This is a genomic window from Clostridium sp. Cult1 (assembly GCF_021655095.1).
Lineage (GTDB): Bacteria > Bacillota > Clostridia > Tissierellales > Tepidimicrobiaceae > Schnuerera.
Map to the genome: position 1 here is coordinate 1,588,406 of NZ_PPXW01000001.1, position 18,716 is coordinate 1,607,121.

Annotated in this window: 17 protein-coding genes and 1 pseudogene; all 18 read left to right on the forward strand. The window is 28.3% G+C overall.

All coding sequences use genetic code 11. The annotated features are described in order from the left end of the window. A partial coding sequence (locus C3E89_RS07855; RefSeq protein WP_236911887.1) for a 2-oxoacid:acceptor oxidoreductase family protein occupies positions 1-498 on the forward strand: 498 nt, incomplete at its 5' end. Continuing rightward, a complete protein-coding gene (locus tag C3E89_RS07860) occupies positions 482-1,357 on the forward strand; it encodes a MurR/RpiR family transcriptional regulator (RefSeq protein WP_236911888.1) in 876 nt (291 codons plus the stop codon). The genes C3E89_RS07855 and C3E89_RS07860, both read left to right, overlap by 17 nt. A 130-nt stretch (positions 1,358-1,487) precedes the next feature. Continuing rightward, positions 1,488-2,099, forward strand: a complete 612-nt coding sequence (locus C3E89_RS07865; protein WP_236911889.1) for a histidine phosphatase family protein — start codon at positions 1,488-1,490, stop codon at positions 2,097-2,099. Then, complete coding sequence (locus C3E89_RS07870) at positions 2,099-3,319, forward strand: NAD(P)/FAD-dependent oxidoreductase (RefSeq protein WP_336512964.1); 1,221 nt, start codon at positions 2,099-2,101, stop codon at positions 3,317-3,319. Before C3E89_RS07865 ends, C3E89_RS07870 begins: the two co-directional genes overlap by 1 nt. 87 nt (positions 3,320-3,406) lie before the next feature. Continuing rightward, positions 3,407-3,856, forward strand: a complete 450-nt coding sequence (locus C3E89_RS07875) for a hypothetical protein (RefSeq protein WP_236911891.1) — start codon at positions 3,407-3,409, stop codon at positions 3,854-3,856. Between the two features lie 56 nt (positions 3,857-3,912). Continuing rightward, positions 3,913-4,269, forward strand: coding sequence for a chorismate mutase (aroH, locus tag C3E89_RS07880; protein WP_236913452.1), 357 nt, complete (start codon positions 3,913-3,915; stop codon positions 4,267-4,269). 50 nt (positions 4,270-4,319) lie between these two features. Continuing rightward, positions 4,320-4,982, forward strand: a complete 663-nt coding sequence (cmk, locus tag C3E89_RS07885) for a (d)CMP kinase (protein WP_236911892.1) — start codon at positions 4,320-4,322, stop codon at positions 4,980-4,982. Between the two features lie 4 nt (positions 4,983-4,986). Continuing rightward, positions 4,987-5,571, forward strand: coding sequence for a lysophospholipid acyltransferase family protein (locus tag C3E89_RS07890; protein WP_236911893.1), 585 nt, complete (start codon positions 4,987-4,989; stop codon positions 5,569-5,571). Positions 5,572-5,582: 11 nt separating this feature from the next. Next, complete coding sequence (locus tag C3E89_RS07895) at positions 5,583-7,556, forward strand: bifunctional 4-hydroxy-3-methylbut-2-enyl diphosphate reductase/30S ribosomal protein S1 (protein ID WP_236911894.1); 1,974 nt, start codon at positions 5,583-5,585, stop codon at positions 7,554-7,556. Positions 7,557-7,705: 149 nt separating this feature from the next. Continuing rightward, a pseudogene (locus tag C3E89_RS07900) lies at positions 7,706-8,524 on the forward strand (CheR family methyltransferase); the annotation flags it as partial. A 62-nt stretch (positions 8,525-8,586) separates the two neighbouring features. After that, the gene (locus C3E89_RS07905; RefSeq protein WP_236911896.1) at positions 8,587-9,642 is read left to right on the forward strand and encodes a M42 family metallopeptidase; all 1,056 of its coding nucleotides are present in this window, start codon (positions 8,587-8,589) and stop codon (positions 9,640-9,642) included. After that, the gene (locus tag C3E89_RS07910; protein ID WP_236911897.1) at positions 9,633-10,652 is read left to right on the forward strand and encodes a M42 family metallopeptidase; all 1,020 of its coding nucleotides are present in this window, start codon (positions 9,633-9,635) and stop codon (positions 10,650-10,652) included. The genes C3E89_RS07905 and C3E89_RS07910 overlap by 10 nt, the downstream gene beginning before the upstream one ends. Before the next feature lies 1 nt (position 10,653). Continuing rightward, positions 10,654-11,652, forward strand: coding sequence for a M42 family metallopeptidase (locus C3E89_RS07915; RefSeq protein ID WP_236911898.1), 999 nt, complete (start codon positions 10,654-10,656; stop codon positions 11,650-11,652). Between the two features lie 172 nt (positions 11,653-11,824). After that, positions 11,825-12,418: a MerR family transcriptional regulator gene (locus C3E89_RS07920; protein WP_236911899.1), complete on the forward strand. Its 594-nt coding sequence runs from the start codon at positions 11,825-11,827 to the stop codon at positions 12,416-12,418. Between the two features lie 176 nt (positions 12,419-12,594). After that, a complete protein-coding gene (locus C3E89_RS07925) occupies positions 12,595-12,741 on the forward strand; it encodes a hypothetical protein (RefSeq protein WP_236911900.1) in 147 nt (48 codons plus the stop codon). 166 nt (positions 12,742-12,907) lie between these two features. Continuing rightward, positions 12,908-14,230, forward strand: coding sequence for a tRNA (N6-isopentenyl adenosine(37)-C2)-methylthiotransferase MiaB (miaB, locus tag C3E89_RS07930; protein ID WP_236911901.1), 1,323 nt, complete (start codon positions 12,908-12,910; stop codon positions 14,228-14,230). Positions 14,231-14,246: 16 nt separating this feature from the next. Then, positions 14,247-16,862 carry a DNA mismatch repair protein MutS gene (gene mutS / locus C3E89_RS07935; protein WP_236911902.1) on the forward strand — a complete coding sequence of 872 codons (2,616 nt, stop codon included), beginning with the start codon at positions 14,247-14,249 and terminating at the stop codon, positions 16,860-16,862. Between the two features lies 1 nt (position 16,863). Further along, a complete protein-coding gene (mutL, locus tag C3E89_RS07940; protein ID WP_236911903.1) occupies positions 16,864-18,708 on the forward strand; it encodes a DNA mismatch repair endonuclease MutL in 1,845 nt (614 codons plus the stop codon). Positions 18,709-18,716 lie beyond the last annotated feature (8 nt).

An 18,716-nucleotide genomic window follows, 5' to 3' on the forward strand; every position in this document is an offset into this window, starting at 1 on the left:
TTAGCAGAAGCTGCATTGCATGATGGTAAAAATGTAGTACAATCCCAGTCTTATGGACCGGAAGCAAGAGGAGGAGCTAGTAAGGCGGAAGTTATAATTAGTGACAATAATATTAATTATCCAAAAGTAGATAAATGTGATATATTATTATCTTTAACACAAAAAGCTTGTGATAAATATATAGATTCCCTAAAACCAGGTGGAGTATTAATTTTAGATGCATCTGTTTCTAGAAAACCAGATAGAGATGATGTAAAGATTTATACTATACCAATATTAGATACAGCTGTAAATCAACTAAAAAAACCTATGGTTGCGAATATTATTGCTTTAGGCAGTATTTATGAATTAACCAAAGTAGTAAGTAAAGAAGCTCTTGAAAAGGCAGTATTAAGTAGAGTGCCCCGTGGGACAGAAGAGTTAAACAAAAAAGCTCTTCAAGAAGGTTTTAAGCTAATAGAAAATCATAAGGATAAACTGTATGGAGAAGTATGTTGATTTAATTAAAGTAATTCAGAATAATTTCAATCGTTTAAGTAAGGGGCAAAAATTAATTGCTGAGTTTATCATGAATAATTATGATAGAGCTGCATTTATGACAGCTGCAACTTTAGGTGAAACGGTAGGGGTAAGCGAGTCTACCGTAGTGCGATTTGCTAATACTTTAGGTTACAATGGATATAGAGAATTGCAGAAAGAGTTACAAGAATTAATTAAAAATAAATTGACTACAGTTCAAAGGATATCTTTAAGTAGAGATTTTACAGACTATGAAAATGCGTTGAAACAAGCTGTGAAAAAGGATATGGATAATATTGAGAAAACGTTACGTGAAATTGATTATCATGCTTTTCAAAGTGCTGTAGAGATAACATTAGAAGCAAAAAATGTATTTGTATTAGGTCTTAGAAGTTCATCTTTTTTAGCTGGATATTTGGGTTTTTATTTAAATTTTTTATTAGATAATGTGAAAGTAGTAACCTCAGGTCCTAGCGATGTTTTTGAACAATTATTGAAAATTACTGATAAAGATGTTATTATCGGAATAAGTTATCCAAGATATTCTAAAAGAACTTTAGAAGCATTAGACTATGGTAAGGAAAAAGGTTGTAAGATAATAGGTATTACTGATAGTCCTATATCACCAGCAGCCCAGTATGCAGATACAACTCTCATAGCAAGTAGTAATATGTTATCCTTTGTAGATTCTTTGGTAGCCCCTATGAGCTTAATAAACGCCTTTATTATTGCATTGGGAACAGAGAAGAAAGATGATATTACATCATATTTTGAAGACCTTGAAAAGATATGGAAAAAACATAATGTATACAATACCAATAATAAAAATAATAAATGAAGCTACCAGTAATTTGGTAGTTTTATTTATTATTTTTATAGCATAATTAATGTTATCATAAATGATATATTCAATATTAAATAATATTTTGTTATAATATAATGTATACTCATAAATTGGAGGTAAATATATGAAAAAAATATTTTTAGTAAGACACGGAGAATCAAAATGGAATGTTTTAAAAAAAATTCAAGGTCAACAGGATATCCCCCTTACTAATAAGGGAATTGAACAAGCCAATTTAATTGGAAATAGATTAATTAATGAAAAAATAGAAAAAATATATTCTAGTGACTTGAGTAGAGCATTTACGACTGCTAAAATTATTGGAAATAAACTTAATCTTGACATAATACCTATGAAAGAGTTTAGAGAAATCAATTTTGGAGTATGGGAAGGAATTACTAACGAAATAATGAATACTAAGTATTCTAATGAGTTAATTTTGTGGAGAAAAGAACCGGATAAGTTAAGAATTGAAGGTGCAGAAACATTAAAAGAATTACAACATAGGGCTATGAAAGGAATAAATAAGATAATCAACGATGATACAATTAATAATTTCTTAATAGTTTCTCATAGCGCTACTTTAAAAACTATCATTTTAGGTTTATTAGACATTGATCTAGTGTCTTTTAAAAATTTAACTATAAATAATGTAAGTTTGTCTATTATAGAAATTAGAGAATATAATAGAGTTTTAAAACTATTTAATGATACAAGTCATATAGAGGAGAATTAATTATGAAAGTTGCTGTAATAGGAGGAGGACCTGCTGGAATAATAGCTGCCGGATTTGCAGGCTCCAGAGGTAAAGATGTAACCTTAATCGAAAAAAATAATAAACTTGGAAAGAAGTTATTTATAACAGGAAAGGGCAGATGTAATATCACTAATGCTTCTCCCATAGAAGACTTTTTTGATAATGTCATAACTAATAAAGAATTCTTATATAGTAGTTTTTATTCTTTTTCAAATAAAGACATACTAGAGTTATTAGGGTCTTATGGATTGAAATTTAAGATTGAAAGAGGAAATAGAGTTTTCCCAGCCTCTGATAAATCCAGTGATGTAATAAAATCCCTAGAAAAATTTTTGGTAGATAATAACGTGAAGGTATTACTAAATAAAACAGTAATAGATATAAGAAATAGCAATGATAAATTTATCATTAAATTCAAAGACAATAGTACTGACATTTTTGATAAAATAATCTTAGCTACTGGAGGCAAATCATATCCAGCTACTGGTTCAACTGGAGATGGATATGATTTCGCAAGAAATTTTGGTCATAAAATTATGACATTAAGGCCTTCTTTAGTACCTATAGAAATACAAGAAGAGTGGATTAAAAAACTGCAAGGTTTATCTCTAAAAAATGTAAAACTAATTGCCCTAGTTAAAAACAAAAAGATACATGAAGAATTTGGAGAAATGATATTTACGCATTATGGTATATCTGGGCCTATTGTATTATCAATAAGCAATATAATCAATAAACATATTGATAAAAAAGTAAATTTTTCTATTGATTTAAAACCTGCTTTATCTTACGAAAAATTGGATAATAGAATTCTAAGAGATTTTGAAAAATTCAAAAACAGGCAAATTAAAAATGGTTTAGATGAATTATTGCCACAAAAACTAATACCAGTAATTATTTATCTTGCTTCTATTAGTGAAATAAAACCTGTTCACCAAATAACTAAAGAAGAAAGGTTAAAAATTATTAAAACTATAAAAAACCTACCTTTAACTTTTAAGAAATTTAGACCTATAGAAGAGGCTATAGTAACTTCTGGAGGAATATCTACAAAGGAAATTGATCCTTCTACAATGGAATCTAAACTTATTCCTGGTTTGTTTTTTTCAGGTGAAATTATAGATGTAGATGGATTAACAGGAGGTTACAACTTACAAGTTGCATATTCTACAGGATACTTAGCTGGCATGAATGTCTAACAGTTTTAAAGATTAGCCTTATAATATTTTCATTATTTGTAAACAATACGCATAGAGTATTATAAATAATGGATTTAGGAGGCTAAAATGAAATTTATCTATAACTATTTAGAAAAGGTATTGATATTTTTATCGATTTGTTCCTTAATGCTTCTACTAATAATTCAATTTATTGATTATAATAACAAACATTCAATTTTTACTTCTATTGATTTTGATAATAACAAGTTTTTTAATCTATCCGGTTCTACTGATTATTATGAAAAGGGAATAATTATTCTTAAAAATATGACACCTAATTTTTATAATATTGAAGTTTTAGTTAATGGACAATATGCTGGAGATTTTACAAAAAATGATGAAATAAAAATTAATGTCTACCATAATGATCTTGTAGAAATTGACGGAACAAAATATAATGATAAACTAACTATTAAAGTAGTAGGGGTAAGTAGTAATTTAGATATGCCTAAATTAGATACTATTATAACAACATCACAAAGTATAGAAATATTAAGCAAAGTTCAATTAAAATAACTTGTTTGATTCCAGATTTTAATATATAATTATTAAAGGATGTGGTATAATTGAAAATGGTTTCGATTAGAGGAGCTACTACTGTTGAACATAATAATAAAGAGGAAATTATAAGAGCTACTAAAGAGTTATTGCTAAGAATAGAAAGTGACAATAATCTAATAAAAGATAATGTTATTAGCATTTTATTCTCATCAACTAAAGATTTAAATGCTGAATACCCTGCCAAGGCTGCTAGGTTGTTAGGATATACCCAATGTGGTTTAATGTGTTTCAATGAAATGGATGTTGTAGGTAGCATTAAAAGATGTATTAGAGCAATAGTTTTATATCAAGATTTATTAGAACAAAAGGATGTAAAACATATATATCTAAATAAGGCAAAAACATTGAGACCTGATTTAAATGAATAAAAACAACACTGCCACCGATGGGTGGTTATTATTTTATTAGGAGGATTAAAATGTCTAATAGAAGACTAGTTATAGCAATTGATGGTCCTGCTGGAGCAGGCAAAAGTACTATAGCTAAACGGGTTGCTGAAATATTAAAATTAGAATATATTGATACTGGCGCCATGTATAGAGCTCTGACTCTAAAAGTAATAGAGGCAGGTATTGATCCTAAGGATACTGACAGGGTTATAAATCTAATGGAGACGACTTCTATTTATTTTAAAGATAATCATATATACTTAGATGGAGAAAATGTTGACAAAGAAATTAGGAAAAATGCAATAAGCAATAATGTTTCTGATATATCAAAAATAAAGGAAGTAAGAGAAAAAATGGTAGAGTTACAAAGAAAATTATCAGAATCTAGCAGTGTTATTTTAGATGGAAGAGATATTGGAACTGTTGTCCTTCCTAATGCAAATTATAAATTTTTTATTACAGCTTCAGTCGAGGAAAGGGCTAGAAGAAGATATAATGAATTATTAGAAAAAAGAGAGAAAGATATTTCTTATGGAAAAGTTTTATTCGAAATTAAAAAAAGAGATGATATAGATAGCACACGGAGAATTGCTCCTTTAAAAAAAAGTATAGATGCATACTTACTAGATACAACTAGTAAATCAGTAGAAGAATGTGTTAATGAAATTATCGCTGTAATAGAAGGGAGGTAACTAGTTGCATTTTTATAAAGTTATTAGGTTCCTTGCAATTTTAATATTTAATATTATTTTTAGAATAGATATTCATGGTCGTGAAAACATACCAGCTAAAGGCAGAATCATATTATGCTCTAATCATATCAGTTTATTAGATCCTGTTGTTCTAGCAATAGCTGTGCCTAGACCAATATCTTTTATGGCCAAAAAAGAATTATTTAACAATAAAATTCTATCTATATTAGTCTCTAAACTAGGAGCATTTCCAGTAGATCGGAAAGGTTCAGATATTTCAGCTATACGTTCATCTTTAAAAGTATTAAAAGAAGAGAAAATACTAGGCATTTTTCCTGAAGGAACTAGAGTCAAAAAAATGGATTTGGATAGCGCTAAACCTGGCATAAGCTTAATTAGTATAAAGGGAAAATCATCAATTATCCCCGTATATATTCAATCAAAATACAAATTATTTAGTAAAATATCAGTTAAGATAGGTGAGCCTATTTATTTAGATAAATACTTTGATAAAAGGCTTTCTACAGAGGAATATAAAAATATTAGTAAGGATATTTTAAAATCTATCTATTCATTAAATAATGCATAGGAGGAAAAATTGTGAAAGTTTATTTAGCAGAACATGCTGGTTACTGTTTTGGGGTTAAAAAAGCAGTCAATACTGCCGAAAAAACTATTAAAGGATCAGAAGGTATAAATACCTATTCTCTAGGTCCAATAGTCCACAATCCTCAAGTAGTGGAGAAATTTAATAATGAAGGTCTAACAGTAATAGAAAATATTGATTTTATAAAAGAGGGAAAGATAATCATTAGATCTCATGGCATCCCCCGTAAAGTTCAAGAAAATATTCAAGACTTAAATTTAGAATTAATTGATTGCACATGTCCCTATGTAAAGTCTGTTCATAATAAAGTGAACGAATATAGCAGTAAAGGATATAAAATTGTAATTATCGGAGATAAAAACCACCCAGAAGTGGTAGGAATTAATGGATGGTGTAACGATGAAGCTATTATCATAGACAATGCAGAAGAAGCACAGAATATAGAAAATTATGATAAATTATGCATCGTCTCTCAAACTACTAACACTCTAGAAAAATTTGAAAAATTATCAGACATTATTTCTTTCAAAGGTAAAGATGTTAAAATCTTCAATACTATATGTAACGCTACAAATTTAAGGCAAAATGCATGTAAAGAAATAGCAAAAAAAGTTGAATGTATGATTGTTATAGGAGGATATCATAGCTCCAATACCAATAAATTAGTAGAAATAAGTAAAAAATATTGTAACAATGTATATCATATAGAATCATTAAAAGATTTACCTTTACAAAAGCTATCAAAATTTAATACAATAGGAATAACCGCAGGTGCTTCTACACCTGATTGGATAATTAAGGAGGTTGTTAATACAATGGATAATATCAATAATAATGAAATAATGGAAGCAATAGAAAACACATTAGTTAGAATGCATAGAGGAGATATTGTAAAAGGTAAAGTTATTTATGTAACTGACAATGAAATTATGGTTAATATCAATTATAAATCTGACGGAATAATTACAAAGGAAGAACTATCTAATGATCCAGATATAAATCCAAAGGATTTATTTAAAGAAGGGGATGAAATAGAAGTTTATATAGTAAGGCTAGATGATGGAGAAGGCAATGTAGTACTTTCTACCAAAAGACTAGAAGTTATAAAAAGCTGGGAAGAACTAGAAGAGGCTTATGAAAACAAAGAAGAATTAGAATGTAAAGTGCTTACAAATGTAAAAGGTGGTTTATCAGTATTAGTAAAAGGAATACATGGCTTTATTCCTGCATCTCAAATTTCAGTAACTTATGTTGACGATTTAAGTGCATATAAAGGAAAAAAACTAATTGCAAAAATTATTGATTTTGACAAGAATAGAAAAAGAATTGTACTATCTAGTAAAATAGTCGAACGTGAAAAATTAGAAAAGAAAAGAGAAATTCTTTGGGAAACTTTAGAAATCGGAAAGGTCATTGATGGTAAAGTTGAAAGATTGACTGACTTTGGAGCCTTTGTAGATATCGGTGGTTTAGATGGGTTAATCCATATATCTGATCTATCTTGGTATAGGATAAACCACCCATCCGAAGTTGTAAAAGCAGGTGAGAAAATTCAAGTTCAAATCCTAGATTTTGACAAAAACAAAAACAGAATATCTCTAGGTCTAAAACAAATTCTTCCAAAACCATGGGAGGTCTTTTTAGAAAAAAGAAAAATTGGAGATATAGTATCGGGAAAGGTTGTAAATATTTTAGATTTTGGAGCATTTGTTAGACTAGAAGAAGGTGTTGATGGTTTAGTTCACGTTTCTCAAATATCTACAGAGCATGTAGACAAGCCATCAGATAGACTAAAACTTGGCCAGGAAATTTCAGTAAAAATCATTGATATTAATGAGGATGAACAAAGAATTAGCTTGAGTATGAAAGCCATTAAAGAAGATAGTGAAAAAAAAGAAATTCAAGAGGATAAATTTGAAAATAAAGAAATGGATGTAAAAATAGAAGATATTATTAAAGATAACTAAAAATGTGAAGGGAATTGATGTATAATAAATGTAATTTTGAGAATAATATCATTGTGACCTCACAAACTACATCAAGACCCCCTTTACATTAATATTTCTGTGGTTTTACACCACAGAAATTTTTTAAATTCTAAACTTTATCTTTCTTTCTCGATTTATTCCAATCATATATCATCTTTAAGGGGGCATCCATGGATAAATATGAAGTTTTCAAAAAAAATATTAATGATCTAATTAATATAGATTTAAATTACTATAAAGAAAAACAAATGAAAAGAAGAATCACTTCCTTGATGAACAGAAATGGATTTAATGATTTTAATAAATATTTTCAAAGGTTAAAATCTGACAAATTTTTATTAGACCAGTTTATAAATTATATGACAATCAATGTATCTGAGTTCTATAGAAATCCATCTCAATGGAAGGTTTTAGAAACCTTTATATTACCAAATTTAATTAGTAAAAGCAAAAAAACACTAAAAATATGGAGTTCAGCCTGTTCTACTGGAGAAGAGCCCTATTCGCTAGTTATGTTGATGACGAAATTTTATAATCTGAATGAAATAGAAATATTAGCTACTGATATTGATGATGAAGCTATAGAAAAAGCTAAAATAGGTCTTTACTCTAATAAAGCTTTAACTAATTTACCAATTGAATTTAAAAAAAAGTACTTTGAAAAGGTTGGAAATTCATATCGAATAAAAAATGAAATAAAAGAACGTGTAACATTTAAAAAATTAGATCTTTTAAAAGACCTTTTTCCTAAGAATATAGATTTAATTGCCTGTAGAAATGTAATGATATATTTTACCGACGAGGCAAAAGAATTGTTATATAAAAAATTTCACAATAGTTTAGATAATAATGGAGTATTATTTGTTGGAAGTACAGAACAAATAATCTTGCCTGAACGTTATAATTACAAAACTATTAAAACCTTTTTCTATGGCAAAATTAATTAGTGTATCTAAATAAATTTTATGTTATAATACAATGGAAATACTTATTAAAGGGGGGTAATAAATTGGAGACTAAAGAGTTTTTAAAGATATTGAGTAATGGGAGCAGTGTATCAGGACATGAGTATAAAATTAATGATACCTTAATATCAACTTTCCAAAACTATGCTGATAGTGTATATGTGGATAAATTAGGCAATATAATAATATTAAAAAAAGGAACAAATAATCATTCAAACTTAAAAATAATGATATCTGCTCATATGGATGAAATTGGTTTAATGGTTAAGAATATTGAAGATAACGGATTTCTAAAATTCACTAGTATCGGAGGTATAGATCCTAGAACCATCCTAGGTCAAGAAGTCATAGTACATGGAAATAAAGATTTATTTGGAGTCATTGGATCAAAACCTCCCCATTTACAAGAACCATCGGAAGTAAATAAAGCCATAAAAATGGAAGATATGATAATAGACATAGGTTATTCAAAGGAAGAGGTAGAAAAACTTATCAATATTGGGGATCCAATTACCATTAGACGGAGTTTTAACTCTTTAAAAAATAATAGAGTAATGGGGAAATCTCTAGATGATAAAGCAGGGGTAGCAACTATGTATGAATGTATTAAAGAGTTATCAAATATTAACCACGAAGCTGATATCTATTTTGTTAATACTGTTCAAGAAGAGGTTGGTATGAGAGGCGCTTTCACAAGTTCTTATAAGATAAATCCAGATATTGGTATAGCAATCGATGTAGGATTTGGTTCAACTCCAGAACTTTCAAAATCAGATACAATTGAAATGGGTAAAGGTCCTGGAATAACAATAGGGGGAAATATCCATCCAAGACTTAGGGAAAAGATAGTGGCAGTAGCTAAGGAATATAATATTCCTTATCAATTTGAAGTAACACCTGGTCCCACTGGAACAGATGGAAGAGCAATGCAAATTACAAGAGAGGGAATCCCAACTTTATGTTTATCTATACCTTTAAGATATATGCATACTTCTGTAGAGGTAGTAGATATGACAGACTTGAAAAATACAGCTAAATTATTAGCATTCTTCATAGCATCTATTTCAAATGAAAACTTGGAGGGGTTACTATGTTACTAAAAAAATTAACTGAGGCTTCAGGTGTATCTGGTAATGAAAAGGAAGTTAGAGATATTATTCTTAATGAAATAAAAGACTATGTAGATGACATTAATGTTGATAGATTAGGAAATATAATAGCCTTTAAAAAGGGAAATAATAGTTCTAAAAAGTTAATGGTTACAGCCCATATGGATGAAGTAGGTTTAATGATTACAGATATCGATAATATGGGATTACTTAAATTTACTACTGTTGGTGGCATTGATAAAAGAATTTTAGTTTCTAAGCCAGTCCTAGTAGGTAAAGATAAAATATTAGGAGTTATAGGAGCAAAACCTATTCATTTACAAAAAAGAGAAGAATGGCAGAAGGCGTTAAACATTGATCAGTTATATATAGATATAGGGGTTAATACAAAAGAAGAGGCAGAAAAACTGGTTAGTATTGGTGATTATGTAATGTTTGAAAGTCAATATGTTGAATTTGGTAATAATCTAGTAAAAGCAAAGGCATTAGATAATAGAGTAGGATGTAGCTTATTAGTTCAATTACTTAAAGAGATAAAAGAAGTAAGCTTTTATGGTGTTTTTACCGTAATGGAGGAAGTAGGGCTTGTGGGAGCAGGGCCTGTTGCATATCGAGTCGACCCAGATATCAGTATAATACTAGAAGGAACTTTATGTTATGATATACCAAAACTAGATAAGCATTTAATACCTACATACTTAAATAAGGGACCTGCAATCTCATTAGTAGATAGAACAACTCTATATAATATGGACTTTAGAAATAAAATAGTTAAGATTGCTGAGAGAAACAATATACCTTATCAATATAGAAAAACATCTATGGGTGGAAATGATTCAGGGAAAATACACACTGCAAGGGAAGGATCTATTACTGCAACAATATCTGTACCTTGTAGAAACATTCATTCACCAACTTCAGTAATGAGTAAAAATGATTATGCTAATACCTATAAATTATTAATAGCTATCTTAGCTGAGTATAAAAAGGGGGAACTGTAATATGAAGTTTAATAGTCAACTTCTTATAGAATTGGTTAATCTTTACGGGCCGTCTGGTAATGAGAAGATCATTAGAGAGTATATTAAGAATGAAATTAAAGACTATGTTGACGAAATGAGCACAGATGATCTTGGTAATTTAATAGCTAGAAAAAAGGGTAATGGTAAAAGAATAATGATAGCTGCTCATATGGACCAAATTGGATTGATGGTTACCGATATAGATGATAAAGGTTTCTTAAGGTTTACCAACATTGGTGGAATATCTCCTTTTATTACACTAAGCCAACAAGTTATTTTTGAAAATGGAACAGTGGGTGTTGTTTCTTCTGAACCTATTGAAGATATTTCTAAACTTAAATTAGCCAATATGTTTATAGATATAGGAGCTAAGGATAAAGAAGAGGCAGAAAAACTAGTTACTATTGGAGATATATGTGTTTATAAATCAGAGTATAGCGATAATGAGAATGTTGTATTTACGAGATGTTTAGATGATAGAGTTGGATGTTTTGTTGCTATTGAAGCATTAAAAAGAATAGAAAATACTAAAAATGATCTATATTTCGTATTTACAGTACAAGAAGAGGTAGGTTTGAGAGGAGCAAAAACTTCTGCTTTTAGAATTGAGCCAGATATTGGTATAGCCATTGACGTAACAGGGAGTGGTGATACGCCTAAAGCCAAAACTTTTGCAGTTGGATTACACAAAGGTACTGCTATAAAAGTAAAAGATAATTCAATTTTAACCCATCCAAAATTGAGACAAATTATGGTGGATATTGCGAAAAAAAATGAGATACCTTATCAACTAGAAGTACTAGAATATGGTGGTACAGATTCAGGTGCTATTCATTTAACTAAAGAAGGGGTACCTTCTGGAGTTATATCTATACCTACCAGGTATGTCCATTCTACAATAGAAATGGCGTCCAAAAAAGACATACTTAACTCCATAAACTTATTGATAAAACTTTTAGAACATGATATTAACTTATAGCTAAAGAGCTCTTAAAAGAGCTCTTTGATTTTTGATAATTTTATTGGACTATGAAAATTATTGAAGTATTATATCAATAATTGTTAAATAAAATGTTATTTTTTATAAAGGAATTTTAAACACATTAAAGAATATTTATATAAGACTGTTTTTAAGGGGGTATTAAACTAAAATGTTAGAAGTTGATAAACAATATGCAATATCTGAAGTGGCTGAGTTGACAGGCTACCCTCCTCATGTACTTAGATATTATGAAAAAGAATTTGAACTAGAAATTCCAAGAAATGAATCCAATCACAGATTTTATACTTATACAGAAATTGAATTGTTTCAATATATAAAATCTCTTCAAGAAAAAGGTTTTAGCAATAAACAAATCAAATTAATTTTAAAATCACCAGAAATGTTAGTAACTACTAATGAAGAAGCTGCTTTAACCAATGTCAGCCAAGAAGAGAGTATTAGTTCTATTGAATTAGCCAAAGAGATAAGCATAAACTTGCAAGAAATTTTTTTTGATGATTTAATTAAAATCTTAGAAAACAATTCTGAATATAACGAAAAGATAATCAAAGAATTAATGGATGAAATAATTGCACTAAGAAATGAATTAAGTAGTAAAGAAAGAGATGTTTTAATTTGTGAGAATGCGAAATTAAAAATGAAAGTTAAAGAAAAATCTTATGAAGTTGCTGCCTTGAAAGAAAAAATAAAAAGAATGGAAAATAATAAAGGATTTTTCCAAAGGTTATTTAACAATAGTTGAAATATAAAATGAATTTTTATGAATTAAATATTGCATATTCGATTAAATTATAATTAATATGAATGTTTTATTGCAATATTTTATATTATATATTTCATTATTCTGAATAATCCCTTGCTTTATAACAATTTTAATGATATAATTTTCTTATAAACAAACAAAAGGGGTTGATTAGTATGAAGAAAAAAATCAAATCTATAAAATCCAGAAGAAAATACACTTACAAAAAATGTGGGGCAGTTTCCTGTATAAATAATATTTGCGGACTATGTTCTTTAGAAAATTGTGAACCTTATGAAAATGTACTTATACAAGAAGATTAAAATTAATAATATATTAAAGTCTATCTAATAGCCTATTGAACTTCCAATAGGCTATTTATAATGATATAATAAATAAGATGAGATACATTTAAACGAAAAGATTAAAATGTTATTTCTTTTTGTTTTTTGTTATAATATAAGATGACTAGTTTTAGGAGGATTACAAATGAAAAATAAAAAATATACAATTGTAACCTATGGTTGTCAAATGAATGAACATGATTCCGAAAAAATATCTTGGATATTAGAAACTATGGGTTATAAGTGGACAGATAATAAAGAAGAAAGTGATTTTATTATATATAATACCTGTTTGGTTAGAGAAAATGCGGAGTTAAAGGTATATGGTCAATTAGGTGCATTAAAGGATTTAAAGAGAAGAAATCCTGATTTAATACTAGCTGTATGTGGATGCATGATGCAACGAGAAGAAGCAAGAAATGTAATACTTTCAAAATATAAACATGTAGATATTATTTTTGGAACTGGAAATATACACAAATTGCCACAGTTAATTAATAGACATTTGCAAACTAATGAAACAGTTGTTGATATAGTAGAAGATAATAGGGAAATAGCAGAAGATATTAAAGCTAATAGAAAATTTTCTTTTAAAGCCTTCGTAGATATTATGTATGGATGCAATAATTTTTGTACTTATTGTATAGTACCATATACACGAGGCAGAGAGAAAAGCAGAGAGCCAGGGAATATTATTAAAGAAATAGAAAGCTTAGCTAAAAAAGGGTATAAAGAAATTACTTTATTAGGCCAGAATGTGAATTCTTATGGAAAAACTTTAGGTTATGATTATTCCTTCGCTAATTTATTGGAAGATGTAAATAAAATAGATGGAATTGAACGCATAAGGTTTATGACTTCTCATCCAAAAGACTTGTCAGATGAATTAATAGAAGCTATGGCAAAATTAGATAAAGTGTGCGAACATTTACACCTCCCTGTTCAATCTGGCAGTGACAGGATATTAAAGGCAATGAATAGAAAATATAAAAAAGAAGACTATTTAATTTTAATTGAAAAAATCAAAAAATCTATACCTGATATTGCAATATCTACAGATATTATAGTAGGCTTCCCAGGGGAAACGGAAGAAGACTTTAATGAAACTTTAGATCTAGTTGAAAAAGTTAGATTTGATTCAGCTTTTACATTTTTATATTCAGTTAGAGAAGGTACTATTGCTGCTAAAATGCAAGAACAAGTGCCTGATGATGTAAAACATAAAAGATTCCAAAGATTATTAGATTCTTTATATCCAATATTTTATGAGAAAAATCTAAAGTATTTAGATGAAATTGTTGAAGTTTTAGTTGAAGAAGTAAGTAAAAACAACGAAAATGTATTAACTGGTAGAACAAGACATGGCAAACTTGTTCATTTTGAAGGCGATAAAGAATTGATAGGTAATTTAGTTAATGTAAAGATAGAAAAGGTTAAATCATTTACTCTAGAAGGTTCTATAATATGATTCGGAGGTTTTAAATTTGGATAACTTAACACCAATGATGAAACAATATAAAGAGATAAAAGAAAATTATAAGGATTCTATTCTTTTTTTCAGATTAGGGGATTTTTATGAAATGTTTTTTGATGATGCTTTGATAGCCGCAAAAGAGCTTGAAATTGCTTTAACTCAAAGAGATGCAGGTGGAAATGAAAAAGCTCCAATGTGTGGGGTACCTCATCATGTCTCTGATGTCTATGTTTCTAAGTTGGTAAAGAAAGGATATAAGGTAGCCATATGTGAACAATTAGAAGATCCAGCTTTAGCGAAAGGATTAGTAGATAGAGATGTAGTGAGAGTAATAACCCCTGGAACTATTACTGATATCAATGTATTAGATGAAAAAACTAACAATTACTTAGCTTCTATATATATAGATGAATCTGGTATTGGATTATCCTATGTTGATAGCTCTACAGGTGAGATGTACACTACTGAAACTTTAAGGGAAGAGAATGAATCTTATAATTTTATTTTAGATGAATTGGGAAAGATATTTCCATCAGAAATAGTATGCAATGATAAGTTTACCAACAATAAGAAAATACTTAAAACTATCAAGAATAGAATAAATCCTTATATAAATGTTTATGATTCTATGACTACAGAAAAAAAAGATTGGGAAAGTTTGATTATCAACCATTTTAATGTATCTAACTTAGAAACGCTGAACTTAGAAGGTAAAATGTATTCCATTTTGTCAACGGGAAAATTAATTGAATATTTGTATGAAACTCAAAAAGATTCCCTAAATCATATAAACCAATTAGAATTCTACGATTCAAATGAATATATGATATTAGATATAAATACTAGAATAAATTTAGAAATACACGAAACAATCATGACAAGAGAGAAAAAAGGGGCCTTAATATGGTTATTAGATAGAACATCTACTGCTATGGGAGGAAGATTGTTAAAGAGCTGGCTTGAGCAACCTTTAATAGATATTAATGAAATTAAAAAACGTCAAGCCATAGTTCAATTGCTTGTTGATAATATCATTCTCATGGATGAAATAAAAGGATGTTTAAAAAAGATATATGATTTGGAAAGATTGATTGGTAAAATATCTTATGGTAATTGCAATGCTAGGGATTTGTTTTCTTTAAAAATTTCAGTATCTAGGATACCAGAACTTAAAAAACTGTTGATAGATTCTAATAAAAAAGAGTTTCTTAAATTAGGTATGCAAATAGACACTTTAGAGGATGTTTATGAATTATTAGATAAATCCATAGTAGATAATCCCCCTATTTCCGTTAGAGAAGGAGGGATAATCAAATTAGGTTATAATAAAAATTTAGACGAATTAAAGAAAGCTAGCATAGAAGGCAAACAGTGGTTAGCCAATTTAGAATTAGAGGAAAAAAAGAAAACTGGTATTAAAAATTTGAAAGTTGGATTCAATAAAAAATCTGGATATTATTTTGAAGTTACGAATTCAAATTTAAATTTAGTTCCTGATTATTTCATTAGGAAACAAACGTTAACTAATTCTGAAAGATATCATACTGTAGAATTAAAAGAAATAGAACATAAAATTTTAGGAGCAGAGGAAAGGATAGTAGATATAGAATATAATATATTTAATGAAATTAGAGATAAAATAAAAAAACAAACAAACAGAATACAAAGAGTAAGTAAATTAATTTCTAAAATTGATGTTCTAAATTCTTTTAGCCAAGTTGCATATCAAAATAATTTCGTGAAACCTGAATTAAACAATGATGGTATAATTGAAGTTGTGGAAGGAAGACATCCTGTTGTTGAAGCAACTATAATGGATGATAGATTTGTTCCAAATGATACCTATATGGACAATAAAAATAATAGGGTACAAATTATAACTGGCCCTAATATGGCAGGTAAATCTACCTATATGCGACAGGTAGCTATTATTACATTGATGGCCCAAATAGGGTCTTTTGTTCCCGCAAAAAAGGCAAATATTTGTATTGTTGATAGAATATTTACCAGAATTGGTGCTTCTGACAATTTGTCGCAAGGAGAAAGCACATTTATGGTAGAAATGAATGAAGTAGCAAATATAATTGAAAATGCAACAGAGAATAGTTTAATTATATTAGACGAAGTAGGGAGAGGTACAAGTACTTACGACGGTCTAAGTATTGCTTGGTCTCTAATTGAACATATTGCTCAAAATATAAAGGCTAAAACCCTTTTTGCAACCCACTATCATGAACTGATAGAACTGGAAGATAAGTTAGAAGGAGTAAAGAATTTAACAATATTGGCTGAAGAAAAAGGTGATGAAGTTATATTTCTAAGAAAAATAGTAGAAGGAAGTACTAATAAAAGTTATGGTATACAAGTAGCTAAATTAGCTGGCATTGATCAAAAGATTATAGATCGAGCTAATGAAATATTGATACAAATTGAAGAAAATCATAAGTCTTCTGGTACTAATAATTTAACTGTTCATAATCAACAACTTAATTTCTTAGATTATAGGAAAAACTATTTTATAGATAAGATAAATAGTGTAGACATATCTAAACTAACACCTATAGAAGCTATTAACATATTATATGAATTAATAGAAGAAGCTAAGAAACTTAAGGAGAGGGCATAAAATGACAAAGATTAAAATTCTAGATGAATTGACAATACAAAAAATTGCTGCTGGAGAAATTATTGAAAGACCTTCTTCAGTAATTAAAGAACTTGTGGAAAACTCTTTAGATGCGAATTCATCAAGTATAACTATAGAAATAACTAATGGAGGAAAAGATTATATAAGAGTTACAGATAATGGGGATGGATTTACAAAAGAGGATCTAAAAATAGCTTTTAAACGTCATTCTACTAGTAAATTAACCAATATAGAAGATTTGTATAGAATAGTGTCTTTTGGGTTTAGAGGAGAAGCATTAGCAAGTATTTCTGCAGTATCAAAAATGGAAGTCCTTACAAAGACAGTTAATGATTTATCTGGCCTACAAGCTTTTGTACAAAATGGAGAAGTGCTAAAGATAAGACCAGTTGGTTGTCCCAAAGGGACTACTATGATTGTAAGGGATCTGTTTTATAATCTACCAGTGAGAGAAAATTTCTTAAAAAGTGATACTGTAGAAGCAAATAATATTAGCGATATTATTTATAAATTGGCATTAGGAAACAAAGGAATTTCCTTTAAATATATTAAAGATAATAAAATTATATTTAATACATCTGAAAATAGTGATTTAAAATCAAATATATATACATTACTTGGTAAGGACTTTAGTAAGAATCTTATAAGTATAGACTTTAATTCCTCTGATTTTAAAATAAATGGGTATATTTCTAACAATAGTTTTTATAGAAGCAATAGGAGTCACCAGTATCTATATGTTAATAATAGATATGTTAAGAATAATTTTATATCAACCCTTATTGAGAATAAATATAAATCTATTATACCTAATAATAGATATCCAGTGTTTATTATATTTATTGATATAAATCCATCATTAATTGATGTAAATATTCATCCAACAAAACAGGATATTAAGTTTGTGAATCAAAGTGAGATGTCTAACATTCTTGAAAATATAATAGATAATACTTTAAATAGAATACTATCAATTCCAAAAGTTACTTTTACCAAAGAAAAAGTGGAAGAAAATCAAAATGAATTACCCCTTTTATATGAAAAAGCTATTGTTGATAATAGTTATTTGAATGTTATTGAAGAAAAAAAATTAATTAATAGTGCTAAAGAATCGCATAGTGAAAGTAGTAATATGAATAATATTGATAGTAAGATAAACTATTATGAAGAACTAACTTGTAACAAGAATTCAATAACTCAATATTCAACTAATCAAAATTATGATAATCAATTGGATATTTCATTTAAGAATTCAAAAATATTAGGGGTTTTATTTTCAACTTATATACTAATGGAAAACCCTGAAATGGAGAAGGTTTTTGTTGTTGACCAGCATGCAGCCCATGAAAGAGTTATTTATGAGAGATACAAAGAAGAATATGAGTTAGAAAAAGTAGTTATTCAAAATCTTCTAACCCCTGAAATAGTCGAACTAAGCAATCCAGAAATTGAAACCGTTATGGAAAATATTCAATTCTTTAATAATTTAGGATTTATTATTGAAGAATTTGGCAACAATAGCGTTATAATAAGAGGTGTTCCTATATTGTTTGGAAAACCCCAAATTAAAGAATTGTTTATGGATTTACTTGACACTATTGCTTTAAATATCAAGAGCAGCTACGAAATTAAATTAGACAAAATAATTAAAATGGCTTGTACTAAAGCCATCAAAAGTGGTGATATTATGGATAATGTTGAAATTAGAAGTCTAATAGATCAGTTAAGTAAGTGCAAAAACCCATATACCTGTCCTCATGGTAGGCCAACTATTATTGAAATTTCAAAAAAAGATATTGAAAAAGAGTTCAAAAGAATAATGTAAAAGGATGA